General features: G+C 73.5%; 15 protein-coding genes. 6 read left to right on the top strand and 9 right to left on the bottom strand.

All coding sequences use genetic code 11. The annotated features are described in order from the left end of the window. Positions 1–132 precede the first annotated feature (132 nt). The 4 genes from lepB to ACZ7OY_RS36840 form a co-directional block, all read right to left on the bottom strand. Positions 133–648, bottom strand: a complete 516-nt coding sequence (gene lepB, locus ACZ7OY_RS36855; protein WP_472249933.1) for a signal peptidase I — start codon at positions 646–648, stop codon at positions 133–135. Then, complete coding sequence (locus tag ACZ7OY_RS36850; RefSeq protein ID WP_472249932.1) at positions 645–1,151, bottom strand: hypothetical protein; 507 nt, start codon at positions 1,149–1,151, stop codon at positions 645–647. The genes lepB and ACZ7OY_RS36850 overlap by 4 nt, the downstream gene beginning before the upstream one ends. Beyond that, on the bottom strand, positions 1,135–2,745 hold the full coding sequence (locus ACZ7OY_RS36845) for a multicopper oxidase family protein (protein ID WP_472249931.1): 1,611 nt from the start codon (positions 2,743–2,745) through the stop codon (positions 1,135–1,137). The genes ACZ7OY_RS36850 and ACZ7OY_RS36845 overlap by 17 nt, the downstream gene beginning before the upstream one ends. Before the next feature lie 448 nt (positions 2,746–3,193). Continuing rightward, positions 3,194–5,173 carry a fibronectin type III domain-containing protein gene (locus tag ACZ7OY_RS36840; protein WP_472249930.1) on the bottom strand — a complete coding sequence of 660 codons (1,980 nt, stop codon included), beginning with the start codon at positions 5,171–5,173 and terminating at the stop codon, positions 3,194–3,196. Positions 5,174–5,666: 493 nt separating this feature from the next. On the opposite strand from ACZ7OY_RS36840, the gene ACZ7OY_RS36835 reads away from it, so the two are divergent. The 3 genes from ACZ7OY_RS36835 (at position 5,667) to ACZ7OY_RS36825 (ending at position 8,096) form a co-directional block, all read left to right on the top strand. Beyond that, entirely contained in the window at positions 5,667–6,338 is a 672-nt protein-coding gene (locus ACZ7OY_RS36835; protein ID WP_472249929.1) for a HEAT repeat domain-containing protein, read from the top strand. A gap of 3 nt (positions 6,339–6,341) precedes the next feature. Further along, positions 6,342–7,346 carry a HEAT repeat domain-containing protein gene (locus ACZ7OY_RS36830; RefSeq protein ID WP_472249928.1) on the top strand — a complete coding sequence of 335 codons (1,005 nt, stop codon included), beginning with the start codon at positions 6,342–6,344 and terminating at the stop codon, positions 7,344–7,346. Positions 7,347–7,463: 117 nt separating this feature from the next. After that, positions 7,464–8,096, top strand: coding sequence for an SMI1/KNR4 family protein (locus ACZ7OY_RS36825; RefSeq protein ID WP_472249927.1), 633 nt, complete (start codon positions 7,464–7,466; stop codon positions 8,094–8,096). 11 nt (positions 8,097–8,107) lie between these two features. Here the strand turns inward: ACZ7OY_RS36825 and ACZ7OY_RS36820 are convergent, their stop codons facing one another. Together ACZ7OY_RS36820 and ACZ7OY_RS36815 are read right to left on the bottom strand one after the other, a co-directional pair. Further along, positions 8,108–9,253: an MFS transporter gene (locus ACZ7OY_RS36820; RefSeq protein WP_472249979.1), complete on the bottom strand. Its 1,146-nt coding sequence runs from the start codon at positions 9,251–9,253 to the stop codon at positions 8,108–8,110. A 44-nt stretch (positions 9,254–9,297) separates the two neighbouring features. Then, the gene (locus tag ACZ7OY_RS36815; RefSeq protein WP_472249926.1) at positions 9,298–9,681 is read right to left on the bottom strand and encodes a Chromate resistance protein ChrB; all 384 of its coding nucleotides are present in this window, start codon (positions 9,679–9,681) and stop codon (positions 9,298–9,300) included. Here ACZ7OY_RS36815 and ACZ7OY_RS36810 point away from each other — a divergent pair. Next, positions 9,669–9,938: a hypothetical protein gene (locus ACZ7OY_RS36810; protein WP_472249925.1), complete on the top strand. Its 270-nt coding sequence runs from the start codon at positions 9,669–9,671 to the stop codon at positions 9,936–9,938. The two genes, ACZ7OY_RS36815 and ACZ7OY_RS36810, sit on opposite strands and share 13 nt — an antisense overlap. Before the next feature lie 69 nt (positions 9,939–10,007). Here the strand turns inward: ACZ7OY_RS36810 and ACZ7OY_RS36805 are convergent, their stop codons facing one another. Next, positions 10,008–10,667, bottom strand: coding sequence for a PepSY domain-containing protein (locus ACZ7OY_RS36805; RefSeq protein ID WP_472249924.1), 660 nt, complete (start codon positions 10,665–10,667; stop codon positions 10,008–10,010). A 145-nt stretch (positions 10,668–10,812) separates the two neighbouring features. Here ACZ7OY_RS36805 and ACZ7OY_RS36800 point away from each other — a divergent pair, with 145 nt between their 5' ends. Continuing rightward, positions 10,813–11,475 carry a response regulator transcription factor gene (locus tag ACZ7OY_RS36800; RefSeq protein WP_472249923.1) on the top strand — a complete coding sequence of 221 codons (663 nt, stop codon included), beginning with the start codon at positions 10,813–10,815 and terminating at the stop codon, positions 11,473–11,475. Further along, positions 11,472–13,163 (top strand): sensor histidine kinase, encoded by a 1,692-nt coding sequence (locus ACZ7OY_RS36795; protein WP_472249922.1) that lies wholly within the window; start codon positions 11,472–11,474, stop codon positions 13,161–13,163. Before ACZ7OY_RS36800 ends, ACZ7OY_RS36795 begins: the two co-directional genes overlap by 4 nt. Before the next feature lie 53 nt (positions 13,164–13,216). Here the strand turns inward: ACZ7OY_RS36795 and ACZ7OY_RS36790 are convergent, their stop codons facing one another. Continuing rightward, the gene (locus ACZ7OY_RS36790; RefSeq protein WP_472249921.1) at positions 13,217–14,578 is read right to left on the bottom strand and encodes a variant leucine-rich repeat-containing protein; all 1,362 of its coding nucleotides are present in this window, start codon (positions 14,576–14,578) and stop codon (positions 13,217–13,219) included. Positions 14,579–14,652: 74 nt separating this feature from the next. Continuing rightward, entirely contained in the window at positions 14,653–16,011 is a 1,359-nt protein-coding gene (locus tag ACZ7OY_RS36785) for an SMI1/KNR4 family protein (RefSeq protein WP_472249920.1), read from the bottom strand. Positions 16,012–16,142 lie beyond the last annotated feature (131 nt).

Genomic DNA, 16,142 nt, shown 5'->3' with positions numbered 1-16,142 from the left:
TGGGTGAATCCACGGCGTTTTGACCCGGTCCCCGTCAAGAGGGGGACCGGGCGGGTGGCCTTCCGTGTGTGCCCGCGGCCGGCCACCCCCCCCCGGGTGGGCGGCCCCCTTCCCCCCGCCCCCCCGCACCCGTCAGGGTCTGCCCGGCCGCGGCCACCAGCGCAGGACCACCCGCCCGGTCACCTTCGTGACGGGCACCGGTCCGAACTGCCGGGAGTCCACCGAGTGCCGACGGTTGTCGCCCAGCACGAAGACGGTGCCCTCCGGTACCCGCGCGGGCCCGAAGTACATCCCGTCGACCGTCTTCGGATCCACCGCCGGCTCCTCGACGGCACGGCCGTCGACCTCCAGCACGCCGTCCTCGATCGCGACGGTGTCCCCGGCCACCGCCACGACCCGCTTGACCAGCGTCGCGCCGGACCCGTCGAACACCACGAGGTCGCCGCGCCGGGGCGGGGCATCACGGTAGGCGCGGTCGTCGACGAGGAGATGGTCCCCCGCCAGCAGCGTCGGCTCCATGCTGGTCGACTCGACCCGCACCGGCTCCGCCAGGAAGGTGCCGGCCACCAGCACCGCGGCCGGCACCACGAGCAGGGCGGCGCGCGGTACGACGGACCGTCGTACCGCGCGCCGCCCCGGCCCTGTCATCCCAGCAGGCCGGTCAGCCTGAGCGTCCACACCACCGCCCCGATGACGAGGAGTCCGTTGACGGCCCAGGACCGTCCGCGGCCGGACAGGGCACGCACCAGGCACGGCAGCGCGGCGAGCCGCACGAACAGCGCCGCCGTCGCCGGCACATCGGCCCGCAGCGGCTCCTCGCGCGGCCCCACGGTCGTCGCACCGCTGCGTACGGCGACGGCCTGCAGTCCGATCAGCAGGCCCAGCACGAGGACCGCGGACAGGGCCTCGGCCGTGCGCGGCGAGGCCCACACCCGCCAGGCGAGGACGAGTTGGACGACGGCCGCCGCCAGGAAAGGCAGTGACACGGCCAGGCCGTTCGCCAGGTTCTGCTGGAAGACCACCAGGTCCCCGACGGACGCGGCCACGCAGAGCAGCGCCCCGAGGCGCCGGTCCGTGAGATGCCGGCCGGATCGCGGACCCGGCGCCGCCGCGCCCGCCTCGGCGGGGAGCGCCTCAGCCGATGGAGTCATCGTCGTATCCCAGCTCCATCGGGGCGGGGCAGGCAGCGGCGGGCGCCGCGTAGACCGGGTGGTGTACGGCGGCGGGCGGCCCGACCCGGAACTGGGCCATCATGTCGTGGTCCTCGTGCACCAGGTTGTGGCAGTGGATCATGTAACGCCCGGTGTTCGGACCGAACTTGACCACCATCCGCACGGTCTCGTTCTCGCCGACGTACACGGTGTCCTTGCCGCCGAGTTCCCACGGCGACGGCGCCTTGCCGTTGCGGTCCAGGATCTTGAAGTCGACCAGGTGCACATGGACCGGGTGCCACCAGCCTCCGGACTTGTTCTCGAACTCCCAGATCTCGATGTCCCCGAGCCCCGGATCGGCCCAGACGTACTCGTAGTTCGAGGCGATCACGTCCGCCCAGGTCTTGCCGTTGACGGTCCAGATGCCGTCCTTGCGGATGAACTCGAACTTGCGGGTCTTCTTCGCCATCGCGGCGGTCAGGTCCATCGCCGGCGCGTTCGGGTTCAGCACGTCCGGAATGGAGTTGCCGGACAGGTCGGTGGCATCGCCGGCGACGTCGAAGGCCATCACGTCGCCGGTGGTGTCGAAGTCCTCCGAGTTCGGCACGCCGAGGTTCTTCAGCACCACCCGCTGGCCGACCTTGTACTTGGCGAAGTCGATGACCACCTCGTAGCGTTCGGCGATGCCGTGCCGGTAGCTGGTCACCGAGCGGGGCTGCGGCATCAGGCCCGCGTCGGTGCCGATGAAGACGAACGGGTCGCCGGTGCTCAGCGCGAACTTGTAGCCCCGCGAGATCGAGCCGTTCAGGATCCGGAAGCGGTACTTGCGCCGCTCGACCTTCATCACCGGCCAGGGCCGCCCGTTGACCAGGATCACGTCGCCGAAGATGCCGGAGTGGCCGCCGTCGTCGTACAGCAGCTGTCCGTCGCGGTCGAACATGGCGTCGCGGATGATCAACGGCACGTCGTAGCGGCCGTGCGGGATCGGCAGCGACTGCTCCAGCGCGTCGGTCATCGTGTACATCGCGGCGAGGCCCATGTACGCGTTCTCGGCCGTGTGGTGCACGCCGTGGTCGTGGTACCAGAGGGTGCGCGCGTCCTGGGTGTTCGGGTAGTGGTAGTCCTTGAACTCACCGGTGCGCGTCACGTCGCTGGCGTAGCCGTCGTACTCCGGCAGCGAAGCCGATCCGTGCAGGTGGACCGAGGTCCACGACTCGTAGCCCAGGCGCGGATGCACCTGGGGCAGCGCGTTGATGTGCCGTACGACGGCCGGCCGGCCCCGGGTGGCCCGGATCGTCGGGCCGCCGAACGACCCGTCGTACGACCAGGTCTCGGTCTTCATGCCGGGCAGGATCTCGGTCATGGCACTGCGCATGGTGACGGTGTAGTAGTCGGTGGTGCTCGACCGTTTGACCGGTACGGCCTCGGGCGGCACCGCGAACGGCACGGTGTACGGCTTCGGGAACTTGCTGATCGCGATCCGGTCCGAAGCCGTCTTGGCGCGTACCACGTGTTCGAGCGGCAGGGCCAGGGCCGCCGACGCGAGCACGCCGTACTTCATCAGGTCACGCCTGGACAGGGCGTTGTCGTGCATGTGTGGGTTCACCCCCATGGTGGGCCGCCGCGACGGCGGCTCGGGCACCCTGCTCTCCCCCATGGAGTCGCGGATGCCCCGGTCTTCTGGGTTTCTCGGTACTGCCGGTTGTGCCGGTGGTGCGTGGCGGGGCTCGTGCCGTCGGCCGGTGCCCCGCCGTGAGCGGGGTTGCGCACGCGTGGTTCCGTACGCGCGAACGGCTGTGCGCCGGCCGTGCTCCTCGGCCGTGGGACGGCTCGCGGTGTTCCTGAATGCACCGCTGAGGAGAGACGACCGGACGGTCGAAAGGGCCGGGCGGCCGGCGGAGGGGGTCCACCGGCCGCCCGGCCGGGGCCGGGGCGGCTGTGGAGTAGGGGCTTCCTCCAACCGCTCCGGTCCCGGTCGGCGCCCCGTCGGTCGGCGTCCGCGGGTACGGCGGACGCTCCCCGCCGGGGCGCAGGTCGGTCGGCTACCCGTTCGGCAGGGTCACCTTGTCCAGCACTCCGCCCTTGTCGGAGGAGATGTAGACCGGGCTCGGGTTCGTGACGGTGCCGAGGCCGGTGCGCAGGCGCAGGCTCCAGGTGCCGTTGACCGCGCCCGGCTGCACGATCACGTTGGAGGCGAAGACCTGGCCGCCCGGCCCGCCGACGCGCAGCGTCAGCGACGCCCCGGGAATGGACCCGGTGCCTTCGAGCCGCAGGTCGCCGGACTTCCACTTGGCGAGCGTGATCGCGAGCTTGTCGACCGCGGGCACCGCGGGGGTGACCTCGACCGGTGCGGAGGAGGCGCCCTTGCCGACCGCGTTCACGGCGACGACCGTCACGCTGTACTTCGTGTCGTTCTTCAGCCCGGTCAGCAGCAGGCTGGAGCCGCTGGCCCCGGCCGTGGCCGTGACGGGCGCGCCGGAGGCGGGCGTCGCGGTGATCTCGTAGCCCGTGACCGGCGAGCTGCCCGGGTCCTCGGGCGCCGTCCACCGCACGGTGGCACTGGCGTTGGAGCCCTGCACGGTCACCGACTGCGGAGCGCCGGGCGCCCTGGTCGTGCCGAACGTGTACTTCTCCAGCCGGGCCTGCGAGGCGTTGCCGGCCGGATCGAAGGCCACGAACCGCACGGTCCTGGGCCCGTCGGCCGCCTTCAGCTCGAACGGTCCGGTGTAGAGCGTCGCCGCGGGTCCGGTGGTGCCCGCCTCCAGCGGGTCGGAGCCGTCGAGCGTGTAGTAGATCTCCGAGCCCGGCTCGTCGGCGGTCAGGGTGACCAGGGTGTCGGCCGTGTAGACGCCGCCGGCGGGCTTCGCCGTGACGGTCGGCGGGGTGAAGTCCCCCGACAGGGTGTCGCCCGGCAACGCGGGCGGCCAGGACTCGCCGGTCTCGCCGAACGACCTGACCTCGATCCGCTTGCCCTCGACGGAGCCCGGCAGGGTCACCGAGGTCGCGTCCGGGTCGTTGACGCGGACGCCGATCTCGCCCTGGACACCGTTCCTGCTGAGCCGGTCGACGGCGCGCACGGTGTACCCGAGGATCGGGGCCGTACCCGGGGTCTGCTTGGGCGGGGTCCAGCTCACCAGGGTCGAGTCGCCCTCGGCGCGCACCACGACACCGGTGGGCGAGGCCGGTCCCTGCTGCACCGCGCCGGCCGGGCAGCCGCCCATCCCGGGCCCGCCCACCTCGCCGAACTCGGAGATCGTCACGCCCTGGGTGTTGCCGTCGGAGTCCTGGTCCTGCCAGCTCGTCACGGTGTACAGGCCCTCGGCCGCGACCGCCGCCGTCCTGTCGTTCAGGAACTCGTACGTGGCGATGAAGCTGCCGTCGGCGGCCACCTGCACGCCGGAGGAGTAGCCGCCCTTCGGCGCGTTCGCCAGGGGTCCCGGCACGGCCCGCACGTCGCGCCGGGCCACGTCGGTGTCCCGCAGGGCCGGTTCGATGATCCGGTGCTCGAGGAACGTCGGGTCGACCTCGGGGCCGAGCCGGCCCTGGATCACCAGGGTGGTCGGCGTGGTCAGTGCCCCGCCGGTGACGCCGACGTCGAGGGTCGTGGCGTCGGCGGCCACGGTGCCCCCGAACTTCACCGATACGATGTCGCCGGCTCGGATGTCGGGGGTGACCTGGAGGCCGCCGCCGGCCCCCCAGCACAGACCGCCGGGGTGGTTGACCTCGATGGCCGGATTGCCCGCCGCGATCGAGTCCGCCGACGCCATCGTGCCGGTGGCCGAACCGATGAGCCCCACGTGCGGGCGCTGCACCTCGATGGTCACCTGCTCTCCCGCGTGCTCGGAGAAGCCGTCGATCGAGACGAAGTCCCGGTCCGGGAAGATGGTGATGTTGTCCGGGAAGGCCGGAACGGCTGCGTGGGCGGTGACCGGCGCGACCGAGGCACTGATCACCATGCCGGAGATGACGAGACCGGCGGCGGTGGCCTTCCGCCTTCCCCCGCCCCGCGCGAACTTACTCATGACGACTTCCCCTCTTCGGCCGTACCCGGACCCGGCTGCACCGGGCGGTCGGCACCGATGAGCGGACCCCCAGCGTGTCCAACTCCGCGCCGCCCCGGCAGCCTTGTCTTGGGCACCCCCCCACTCCCCAATCTGGAGGGGCCGTCGCAGCACCGGCCCGCCGGACGGGACGGCGGGTGACGGACCGCACCCGACGGGTCACGATCGACCGGCGACGGATGACGGTCCGCGGCCGAGAGGTGACGGGCAGCGGGCGGCGCTCGATGGGGGGCGGGCGGCAGGCGGCGGACGGCGCTCGATGGGGGGCGGGCCACGGGCGGCGCTCGACGGACGGTGGGCGACGGGCGGCCGGCGACGCCGTCCCGTGGCGGGCCGTCGGCTTGCGACGCCGTCCTGTGGCGGGCCGTCGGCCTGCGACTCCGTCCTGTGGCGGGGCCGTCCTTGACCTTGACATGGTGACAAGGTCTTCACTGTGGCCAGGGAGGTGGTCCCGATGACCATGGCAAAGCAGGAGACGGACGAGCCGCGAGTACTCCGGGGGCTGGCGGACGGCCGCTCGTCGGTGCGGCTGCGGGCGGCGCTGGCGATCGGCACGGACCCGGACCCCCGGTTCGTCGCCGGGCTCGTCGAACGCTGCGCGGTCGAGCCCGAGTTCCAGGTGCGCGAGATGCTGACCTGGGCGCTCACCCGGCACCCGGCGTCGAGTACGGTCCCGGCGCTGCTCGGGGAACTCCGCTCGCAAGGGGCACAGGCGCGCAGCCAGGCGCTGCACACCCTGTCCAAGATCGGAGACCGGCAGGCGTGGCCGGCGATCACCCGGGCGCTGATGTCCGACGCCGACGACGAAGTGGCACGCAGCGCATGGCGGGCAGCGGTCGCGCTCGTACCCGAGGGCGGGGAAGCGGAGTTGGCCGGGGTGCTGGCCACGCAGCTCGGCCGCGGCGGACGGGAGACACGGCTGAGCCTCAGCCGGGCGCTGATCGCGCTCGGCGGGACGATGCTCCCGGCCCTGCGCTCCGCATACGCGGATCCCGACCCCCGCGTGCGCCGGCACGCGCGTGCCACGGAGCGGCTGTGGCTCGACCCGGACGCCGGATTCGAGTTCGCGATCGAGGAGGCGAAGCGCGTTGCGGTCCTCGGCACGAGCGGCCAGGAAGGCGGGTAGGCCGTGTTGATCGGTGACGTGGCACGACGGTCCGGGGTCAGCGCCCGGATGCTCCGGCACTACGACTCGCTCGGTCTGGTGCGCCCCACGGGGCGTACCCGGGCCGGCTATCGCGAGTACTCCGGTGAGGACATCCGGCGCATCTTCCACATCGAGAGCCTGCGGTCACTGGGGCTGTCGCTGCGCGAGGTCGGGCGGGCGCTGGACGATCCCGGTTTCAGGCCCGCGGAGCTCGTGGACGATCTCATCCGCCAGACCCGCGAGCGCATCGCGGCCGAGACGGCGCTGCTCACCCGGCTGCGACGACTCGATGCGGCGGAGCCCGCCGGCTGGGAGGAGGCCCTGCAGATCGTCGCGCTCCTCCAGGCACTGGCGTCGGAGAGCGCCGGGCACCGCCAGCGCGCGGCCCTGTCCTCGGCCGCGGAGGTCGCGGTGCCGGTGGAGGCCCTGGTCGAGGCGGTGTTGAGCGAGACGGACCCGAATGTCGCCGGAGCCCTGCGCTGGGCCCTGGCGCGATCGGACGCCGACGCGTCCGCGCTGCTGGCACAGGGCCTCGACGCACCGGAGGCAGCGGTACGCGAACGTGCCGTCCAGGCCCTCGCGGAGATCCCGGACGCCGGGTCGACGGCCCTGCTGCGGGACGCCCTCGACGGCTCCGACCTCGTGGTCCGCCGACATGCGGCTCTGGCGCTCGGGACACGCGGAGTGGCCGAGGCCGTTCCGACGCTGGTCGACATGGCCGTCGAGGGGGTGAACGACGTCGACGCGGCGGACGCGCTGGGCGTGCTGGCCGCCCGTCCCGCGTTGGCCGACCGGATCGCGACCGCGCTCGTGGACCGCCTCGCGCACGGCCGCCCCGGACCCGCCGCACGCCGTCGGCTGACCCAGGCACTCGCGGACATCCCGGGGAGTACGGCGTCCCGGGCCCTGACCGGCCTCACCGAGGACGAGGACCGCGCCGTCGCCCTCACCGCCACGTACATCCTCACCCTGCGCGACGCACGCTGACGGCCGCCCTCCCGGAGCCGGGTGCGGGCGGGACGTACGCCGGGCGCGGCGCCGACGGGGTCCGGGTCCGGGCCGCCCACCTGCGCGTTTCCGGACCCGGAGGGGCAGGATGGCCTCATGGCACAGCAGATCCTGCCCCCGTCCGAGTCCTGGCGCCGCATCGACGGCTGGCTGGCGGCACACGCGGCCTCCGACTTCGTACGCCTGGAGCCGCCGGCGACAGCGGACGAACTCCGGCGGGCGGAGGAAGCACTCGGCACCCCGTTGCCCGGGGATCTCGCCGACTCCCTGCGGTGCCACAACGGCGTGACCGGCTGGACGACCATCCTGCCGGAACAGTCCCCGCTGGCGGTGCACGGCATCGTGGACCACTGGCAGACCTGCATGGGCGTCGCGAGGGAGAACGACGGTCTGACGCCACAGCCCTGGGAGGACGAGCCCTGGTGGCATCCGCTCTGGGTGCCCTGGGCCGAGAGCGCCGACGGCGCGGCGCAGGTGATCGACCAGCGTCCGGGCCCGGCCGCGGGGCGCCTGGGGTGGGCGGGCCACAGCGGTGGCGGCGACTTCACCGACTCCTGGCCCGATCTGGCCAGCCTGCTGCACGCGGTCGCGCAGGCGCTCCACGAGGGCACGGAGGTCCGCGGGCTGCGCCCCTATCTCACCGAGCAGGGCCGGGTGTGGTGGGACGAGGAGGGCTGCACGGAGCTGAACGGCCGCCCGCTGGCGGCCGCCCCGGTCGGGCTGCCCTGACCGTCGGCTGTTCAGCTCGGTGGTGGGGCGGTGCGGGATCGTCCGGCCACGGCGGCCAGCGGACCGAGGGCCAGCAGGACCGCCAGGGCGGCGAAGCCGCCGGTGAGGGTGGTGACGGTGGCGACGGAGGCCACCAGCAGCGGGCCGCCCGCGTCGCCGAGTTCCCGGCCGAGTTCGGCCGCTCCCATGGTCTGGCCCATGCGCTCCTCGGGGGTGCCGGCGGCCAGGGCGGCGAAGCCGATCGGGGTGATCAGCCCGGTGCCGGCTCCGATGACCACGGCCGCGGCCAGGACGCCGGTCAGGCCCGGCAGCGTCGCGCAGAGCAGTCCCGCCGCGGTGATCGCGAGTCCGGCGGTGAGACCCGTACGAGTGGTCAGGCGCCCGGCGTCCACGGCGCGGCCGGCCCAGGGCTGGACGACGGCGGCGCAGGCGGCCAGGACCGAGACGGACGCGCCGGTCACCACGGTGCCGAGGCCGGCCGCGGCTCCCGAGGCGGGCAGGAACCCGACGCCGACCGACAGCGCGGCCGTGGCGGCGGCCAGGGCCGCGGTGGGGGCGAGGAACCTGCCGTCGCCGAGCCTGCGGGCCAGGTCGGCGAGGGTCTGGCGGCGCCTGGGCAGCGGTGGCACGACGGGGACGAACAGCACGGCCCACAGCGCGACGGCGACGGCGAGGACGGCTGTCACGGTGAACAGCAGTCGCAGTCCGCCGGCCCAGACCAGCACACCGCCCAGCAGGGGGCCGAGGGTGTAACCGAGGGACTTGCAGAAGCCGTAACTGCCGAACGCGCGACCCCGTTTGGCGGCCGGATGGAGACGGGCGACCAGCGCGGAGGCGGCCGGGGAGAACGCGGACGCGGCGGCGCCCTGCCCCAGACGGGCGGCCCACAGCCAGCCGGGGCTGTCGGCGACCGCGTACACGGCGGAGGCAGCGGCGAAGGAGACCAGGCCGCCGAGGAGCACGGGCCTGGCACCGATCCGGTCGGCCAGCGATCCGAAGACCGGCTTGAGTACGACCTCGGCGCCGTCGTACAGGGCGAGCAGGCCGCCGAGGACGAGCAGCGAGGTCACCGCGTCGTCCGACAGGCCGCCGAGGCTGGCGGCGACGGCGTGCGCGCCGAAGGCGGTGGTGAACCCGGCCGCGTACAGCGGCCACACGGACCGTCGGGACACGTCGACGCGGGTGGTACGGGGCGAAGTCGTCACGGCCGGCTCCCCGGGCCGTGGTGCAGGGCGGCGAAGACGCGTTCGGCATAGTCCTCGCACACCGCGACGCACCCCTTGAGACGTTCGGCCGCCTGCGGAGCCTCGGGCGCGCCGAAGACGTCACGCGCCGTCAGGTCGCGGTGCCAGCGGCGCAGCCGTTCCAGGCTCTTTTCCTCCTCCTCCAGTTCGGCGAGGGTGAACTTGGCGACGGTCCACGTCGCGGGCCTGTCAGTGGCGGTCGATAGGGCTCTCGGGCCGGGGCCAGTCCCACTGGTACCTGAGCCGTCTGGAGCCGCTGGGCAGCGCGGCCGCGCCGCTGCTGCCGTCGATCGAGCCGCTGCTGGACGACGAGCGGGACTGGACCCGGATGGCGGCCGCACAGGCCCATCACCGGATCACCGGGTCCCCGGACCGCGCCGTCCCCGTCCTCGTCGGGCTGGTCGGCGCCACGCCGGTCGGCCTCGGCGCCCTCAAGGCCCTAGCCGCCACCGGCCGGGTCCCGGCGGAACTCCGCCCGACCCTGCATACCTTCGCGGACTCCGCGCGCCGCCTGCTCGGCGACACGCGGCTGCGCGGGGAGGTCCATCCGGACGCGGAACTCCGCGCCGTGGCACGGACGTTGCCGGCCTCGGACTGACCGCCGTCGGACCGTCGGCAGTCTCAGCCCGACGGCCCGACGACGGCCCTGACGCTTCGGCACCTTCCGTCAGTGGTCGTCGCCGCCGTGGCCACCGTGGCCCCGGTCGCGGCCACTGTCGTCACCGCCGTGGTCGTCACCCGCGCTCGCGTGGTCGTCCGCGCCGACGTGGACCCCGTGGTCGTCACTCGGGAGATCGTCGCCGACGGCCGTGGAGCCACCGCGGTCGTCGCCCGGAGCGTCGTCCCGTCCGTGGCTTCCGCGCCCGCGGTCGTCGCCGGCCGTGGCACGCCCGCCGCGGTCGTCTCCCCCGCCGCGCACCCCGTGGTCGTCGGCTCCGGAGTGCGTGCCGTGGTCGTCGCTCGCGCGGTCGTCGCCGCCGCGCCGGTCCAGGACTACGGCGCCCGTACGGACGTCGACGCGTACTTCGCGGCGGACCTGGTCGGCGCCGACGAGGTGCACCTCCCAGAAACCCGGGTGGTCGGCGTCGAGTTCGACCCGCACGACGGTGCCCGGGTACGCCTTGCGCGCGGCGGCCGCCGCCTGGGCTGCCGTCAGGGAGGCCGACGACGGGGACATCGAGGGGGTCGGCGAGGCGGCGGCGGACGGCCGGTCCTCGGGACCGGCCCCGTGCCGGTCGGTGCCGCCCGTGGCGAGCGCCGAGTACCCACCGCCGCCGATGAGTACGGCGGTCACGAGGACGGTGGCGATGGTCGCGGTGCGCTTCATGTCGAGCCTCCCCGGCCGGACGGCTGCCCGGCCTGTGTGTTGTCCGTGTCCTGCTGTTTGATGACGTCAATGTGCCTGGGGGAAGCTGAAGGGCACCTGAAGCCACCTGAAGATCCCTTCAGGTTCCGTCTGGGAGGCTGGGGACATGCGCCTGTTGATCGTGGAGGACGAGAAGCGGCTCGCGCTCTCGCTGGCGAAGGGCCTGCAGGCCGAGGGCTTCGCCGTGGACGTCGTCCACGACGGGAACGAGGGCCTGCGGCTGGCCGCCGAGGGCGTCCACGACCTGGTGGTGCTCGACATCATGCTGCCCGGTCTCAACGGCTACCGCGTCTGCGCGGCCCTGCGCGCGGCGGGCCACGACGTGCCGATCCTGATGCTCACGGCCAAGGACGGCGAGTACGACGAGGCGGAAGGCCTGGACACCGGCGCCGACGACTACCTGACGAAACCGTTCTCCTATGTCGTGCTGGTGGCACGGGTGAAGGCGCTGCTGCGCCGCCGCGGCTCCGCTAGCGCGTCGCCGGTCCTGCGCGTCGGCAGTCTCGTCGTCGACACGGCGGCCCGCCGGGTGTGCCGGGACGAGACGGAAGTGACGCTCACCGCGAAGGAGTTCGCCGTGCTGGAACAGCTCGCGACCCGGGCCGGACAGGTGGTCGGCAAGCCCGAGATCCTGGAGCACGTCTGGGACTTCGCCTACGACGGCGACCCGAACATAGTCGAGGTGTACGTCAGCACGCTGCGCCGCAAGCTCGGCACGGACACCATCCAGACCGTGCGCGGCGCCGGCTACCGGATGGCGGCCTCGTGAAGCGGCGGCTGTTCGGTTCCGTGAAGGCCACGATGGTGCTGTGGGCCACCGCCGTGGTGACGGTCGCGCTGGTGGCCGCCGGGATCGCGGTGCTGATGTCGCTGCGCACGAACCTCACCGAGCAGGCGCAGAGCGAGGCCAACGACACCGCCCGCAGGATCGCCCTCGGGGTCGCCACCTGGCGCGGGGGTGACGCCCGGCTGACGCTGCCGGAGGGCGCGCGGGAGGGAATCCCGGTGCAGGTGACGGACGAGGGCGGCCGTCTGCTGGCCGTCGGCGGCGGGCTGGAGAGCATCAGTGGCACCGGCGTGACGGCCGTACGCGTGCCACCGGCCGTCCCCTCCCCCACTGTTTCCTCCCCGACGCCGTCCCCCGACGCTTCCCCAACGCCGACGCCGACGCCGGCCGCAGCCACCCTGCCGGGCGCCGGGGCGGCCGACGACCACGGCGGCCGCCGCGGCCGCGACAAGGATCGCGGCAGCGACGACGGCTCCGACGACAGCAGTTCGGGCAGCCACGGCTCGGACGACCACGGTACGGACGACCATGGCGCCGACGACCACGGCTCCGTCGGCAGCCCGACACTCCAGGCGGACGACCCGGCCATCGGAACCATCGGCGACACCGTCCAGGAGGGCTCCGGGCGCGCGGTGGTCGACGGGCGCAGCGCCCCGTACCGGTTCGCCACCGTCAAGGCCACGGATCTCGGCGGCCGGACGGTACTCGTCCACGCGGGCGCCTCACTGGCGGCCCGCGAGAGCGCCGTGCGCAGCGCCGCGGTGGCGATGCTGGCGGGACTGCCGCTGGTGCTGCTCGTCGTCGGCGGCGTGACCTGGCTGGTGACCCGGCGCGCGCTGGCCCCCGTGGAGGGCATCCGGCGGGAGATGGCGGCGATCACCGCCTCCGAGGACCTCTCCCGGCGGGTACCGGAACCCGCCTCGCACGACGAGGTGGCCCGGCTGGCCCGCACCACCAACGAGACGCTCACCGCGCTGGAGGCCGCCGTCGACCGGCAGCGCCGCTTCGTCGCCGACGCCTCCCACGAACTGCGCAGCCCCATCGCCTCGCTGCGCACCCAACTCGAAGTCGGCTCGGCGCACCCGCAGTTGCTGGACGTGCCGGGCGCGGTCAAGGACACCGAGCGGTTGCAGCACCTCGCGGCCGACCTCCTGCTGCTCGCCCGGCTCGACGCCGGTGAGCGGTCGGGGCAGGGGCGGGTCGACCTGGGCGAGCTGGTCCGCGAGGAGCTGGGGCGCCGCCCCGCCGACCGCATCCCGGTCTCCCTCCACGTCGACGAGGAACACCAGGTGACGGGTTCGCGCGGTCAGTTGACCCGGGTGATCGGCAACCTCCTGGACAACGCCCAGCGGCACACGCGCGCCGAGGTCGTCGTCCGCGTGACGGACCGGGGCGACCGGATCGTCCTCACGGTCGCGGACGACGGCAGCGGCGTACCGGCCGCCGAACGCGAGCGGATCTTCGAGCGGTTCGTACGACTGGACGACGCGCGCGCCCGCGACGACGGCGGCGCGGGCCTGGGCCTGGCCATCGCCCGCGACGTGGCACGCCGCCACGGCGGCACGCTCACCGCGACCGAGTCACCTTCCGGCGGCGCGCTCTTCGAACTGAGCCTGCCCGCGACGCCCGCGCACGCGACCGCGACCGCGAAGCACGCCCAGGAGTCCTGACCCGGTCGGCATCGGCCGTGGCACAGCGCGACCATGGCCGGCCGCCTCACGCCTCACAGGCCGGCGACGGTGAGGATGCGGTGCATCCGGGCCGAGGGCAGGACGGAGTTGGCGGCGGCAGCGTCGACGACCTTGGGGTCCGGGTCCGACAGCAGCCGCTCCAGCAGCGCGTCCGTCACATTGGGGTGGCGGGCCACCCCCCGGCGCAGAGAGGACTCGGCAGCCTCGGCGAGTCGCTGAAGGGCCGCCACGGGCAGATCCGGGTCCTGGAGGGCGACGTACCGTACGTCCGGGCTCGGCTCGTCGACGAACGTACGCAGCGCCTGACGGGGGAAGTTGGGGTGGTCGACTAGCAGCGGCCGGACGTGGAACACGTCGCCGTCGGCGCGGACCAGTCGTTCCAGTACCTCGGGCGGGGTGTCCGGCCGCCGGGCGGCGGCCCGACGGACCTTGAGTTCCGGGTCGGCGTCCAGCCGTCGCCAGGCCTCTTCCGGCAGATCAGGACAGGTGGCCAGCACATGCCGAAATGTCGTGAACGGCGAGTCCAGATAGGCGATCCGCTCGTCGAGGGGCTCTTCGCGCAACCACTCCGGTTCGGTGGAGCTCCAGTTCAGAGCGACTTCGGCCTCTATGCTGCCCGCCGCGCGCTGGGTTTCCACGAGCGCGTACAGCCGGTGCCGCGTCTCGTCGTCGACGTGACGGCTCTGCGCCACAGCGACCCGCACCTGTGGGTCCTCGACGTCTCCCAGCCGGGCGACCATCTCCGCCGACAGATGCGGATTTCCGGCGACGGCCCGATGGACCCGCTCGTCCTCGCTCCGCATGAGTCGTGCGAACTGGTCCGGGGTGAGCGGGACATAGCTCGCCACGTTGGCGCGCACGGCCGGGTCGGCGAGGCACCGGTCCCGCCACTCCGGCGGCACACCCGGCCGCCGGTGAAAGGTGGCGGCCGCACGAACCGCGGGATCCGGGTCGGCGAGCAGTCCCACCTGCACGGCGAGAGGCCGGTCGTGCCAGACCTGGGCGACCGCGGCGCGCAGCTTCGCGCTCGGCGCGCCGACGAGGGCTGTCCGTGGCCGGCCGTACGCCTCCTCCAGGGCGGTGATGCCGATCCCCGCCCCGCAGTCCACCATGTCGCGGACGAAGTTCACGAACGCGTCACGGATCGCCGGAACGGGATGCTCGGCGATCCTTCGACGTATCGCCGGGGAGATCCGGTCCCTGTTCAGGCGTATGGCGATGCTGTCGTCGCCGTGCGCCAGCAAGGCCTCGGCGACGGCGTCCGCCAGTCGGCCGCGACGCTGTGACAGCCCGTGCCGGCCGGCCTTGTGCGCGGCCAGGCGGACCAGGACTTCCTCCGGGGCTGCCGGATTCCGTCCCAGGCCGGACAGTTGTGGGTGATGGAGACTCGTCATGCGCCTATCGTGCCCGTCGCCGCGTGCACGTCGGTCGCTTCAGGCGGTCGGGCCTCCCTCGGTCCTCGCGGTGTTCACAGTTCGCCTTCGAGGACCGTCTGGATGATCAGGGGCCGGTTCCAGAGGGCCAGGATCTCGTTGGCGAGGGCCACGATCTTCAGCACGTCCTGGGGGCCGCGCACGAGGACCGCGGCGGCCGACAGACTGGGCGGGACGGCTCCCGCGTCGAGCAGGACACGCCATTCGTCCGGGCCGATCTCCAGGAACTCCAGTCCGGTGAGCCCGGCGATCTCCAGAGGGTCGGCGAGCGTGCCGGGGTAGGCGGTGAGGGTCCGCAGCCGGGGCAGTCCGAGGACCGGGGCGAGACTGATCGGCGGAGCGTCCCATACGCCGATGCACAGGACCTCCAGGCCGGAATGGACGGCGGCCTCGATGCTCGGCAGGCTGCGGATGTTGACGTGCGCCACCGGCGACGGCCGGTCTGCGTCCGAGCTCCTGCTGCGTTCGCCGCGCCGGTTCGTCACCAGGCCGGTCAGCGAGTCCGCGACGAGGGAAGCGCCGATGTTCTCCTCGTGGCTGAGGATGACGACCTGTCCCAGGTGTCCGGTCGGGCCGGGGGTGAGGTCGACGGCCAGTCGGTCGCCACCGCCGTTGTCCCCGAAGGCGATCCAGCCGGGTGATCCGACCACGCCCTGCACCGCGGCGTCGGGCGGGGTGTCGACCGCTTCCTTCGCCGCGAACTCCCATCGGCAGGGGCGGGACTCCGCGTCGGCGACGTAGAGGTCGTCCAGCCCGAAGAGTTCGCAGCCGACCGCCGTCCAGTGACGTGTCGCGGTCTCGTAGTCGTCGTCCCAGTCCTCCCAACGGGACCGTGTCACCCGGTAGATCGCCTTGAGCTCCTCGGGCAGCGTCACGCCGAGGCGCACCTCCGCGGCGGCGATCTCCGCCTCCGTGGCGCCGATGGCGTCGGGCAGCCGCTCACGGAGCGTCCGCCCCAGCAGTTCCGGGTCCGCCGAAGGGGCCGGCACCGCCCCGGGCGCCGGATCGGGCAGAGCGCGCCACGGCTGCGGGAGCGCGCCCTCGACCAGGCGGAGCGCCCCCGGGTACGGGGTGCCGATCCCGGGATCCACGGCGGCGCTCGGCGCGAGCAGCCGCAGCTCGGTCCTGCCGCTCGGCGATATGTCCGCCGTGAACGCGATCTCCTCGACACCGGCGTCCGCGATCACCGACCGCACCCGCTCCGCCGCGGCGCGGACGGGCTCCGGCGTCCGGCGCCGCAGCGGCAGACTCCAGCCGTCCCTGCCGATGCTTCCCGCCACGCGGCCGGTGCCGGCGGCCTGCCCGTCGGCGTGGTTGTCGCGCAGCAACCGCAGCACGGGCGCCCAGATGGCGAAGTCGTTCGGCGAGTCCACCGGAATGTCTCGATCAGCCATGCGCACACCGTACGGGGGGCCACCGACACCGACGGCGGCCGCCGGGCCGGCACCCCCGGACTGCCGCGACTGCCACCCTGAACTGCCGTGCCGCAGAGACCTGTTGAGATGATTGACAGGGACCCGCCACG

The sequence above is a fragment of the Streptomyces sp. NPDC107559 genome, assembly GCF_055657365.1.
This window is presented reverse-complemented; position numbering and strand designations above follow the sequence as displayed.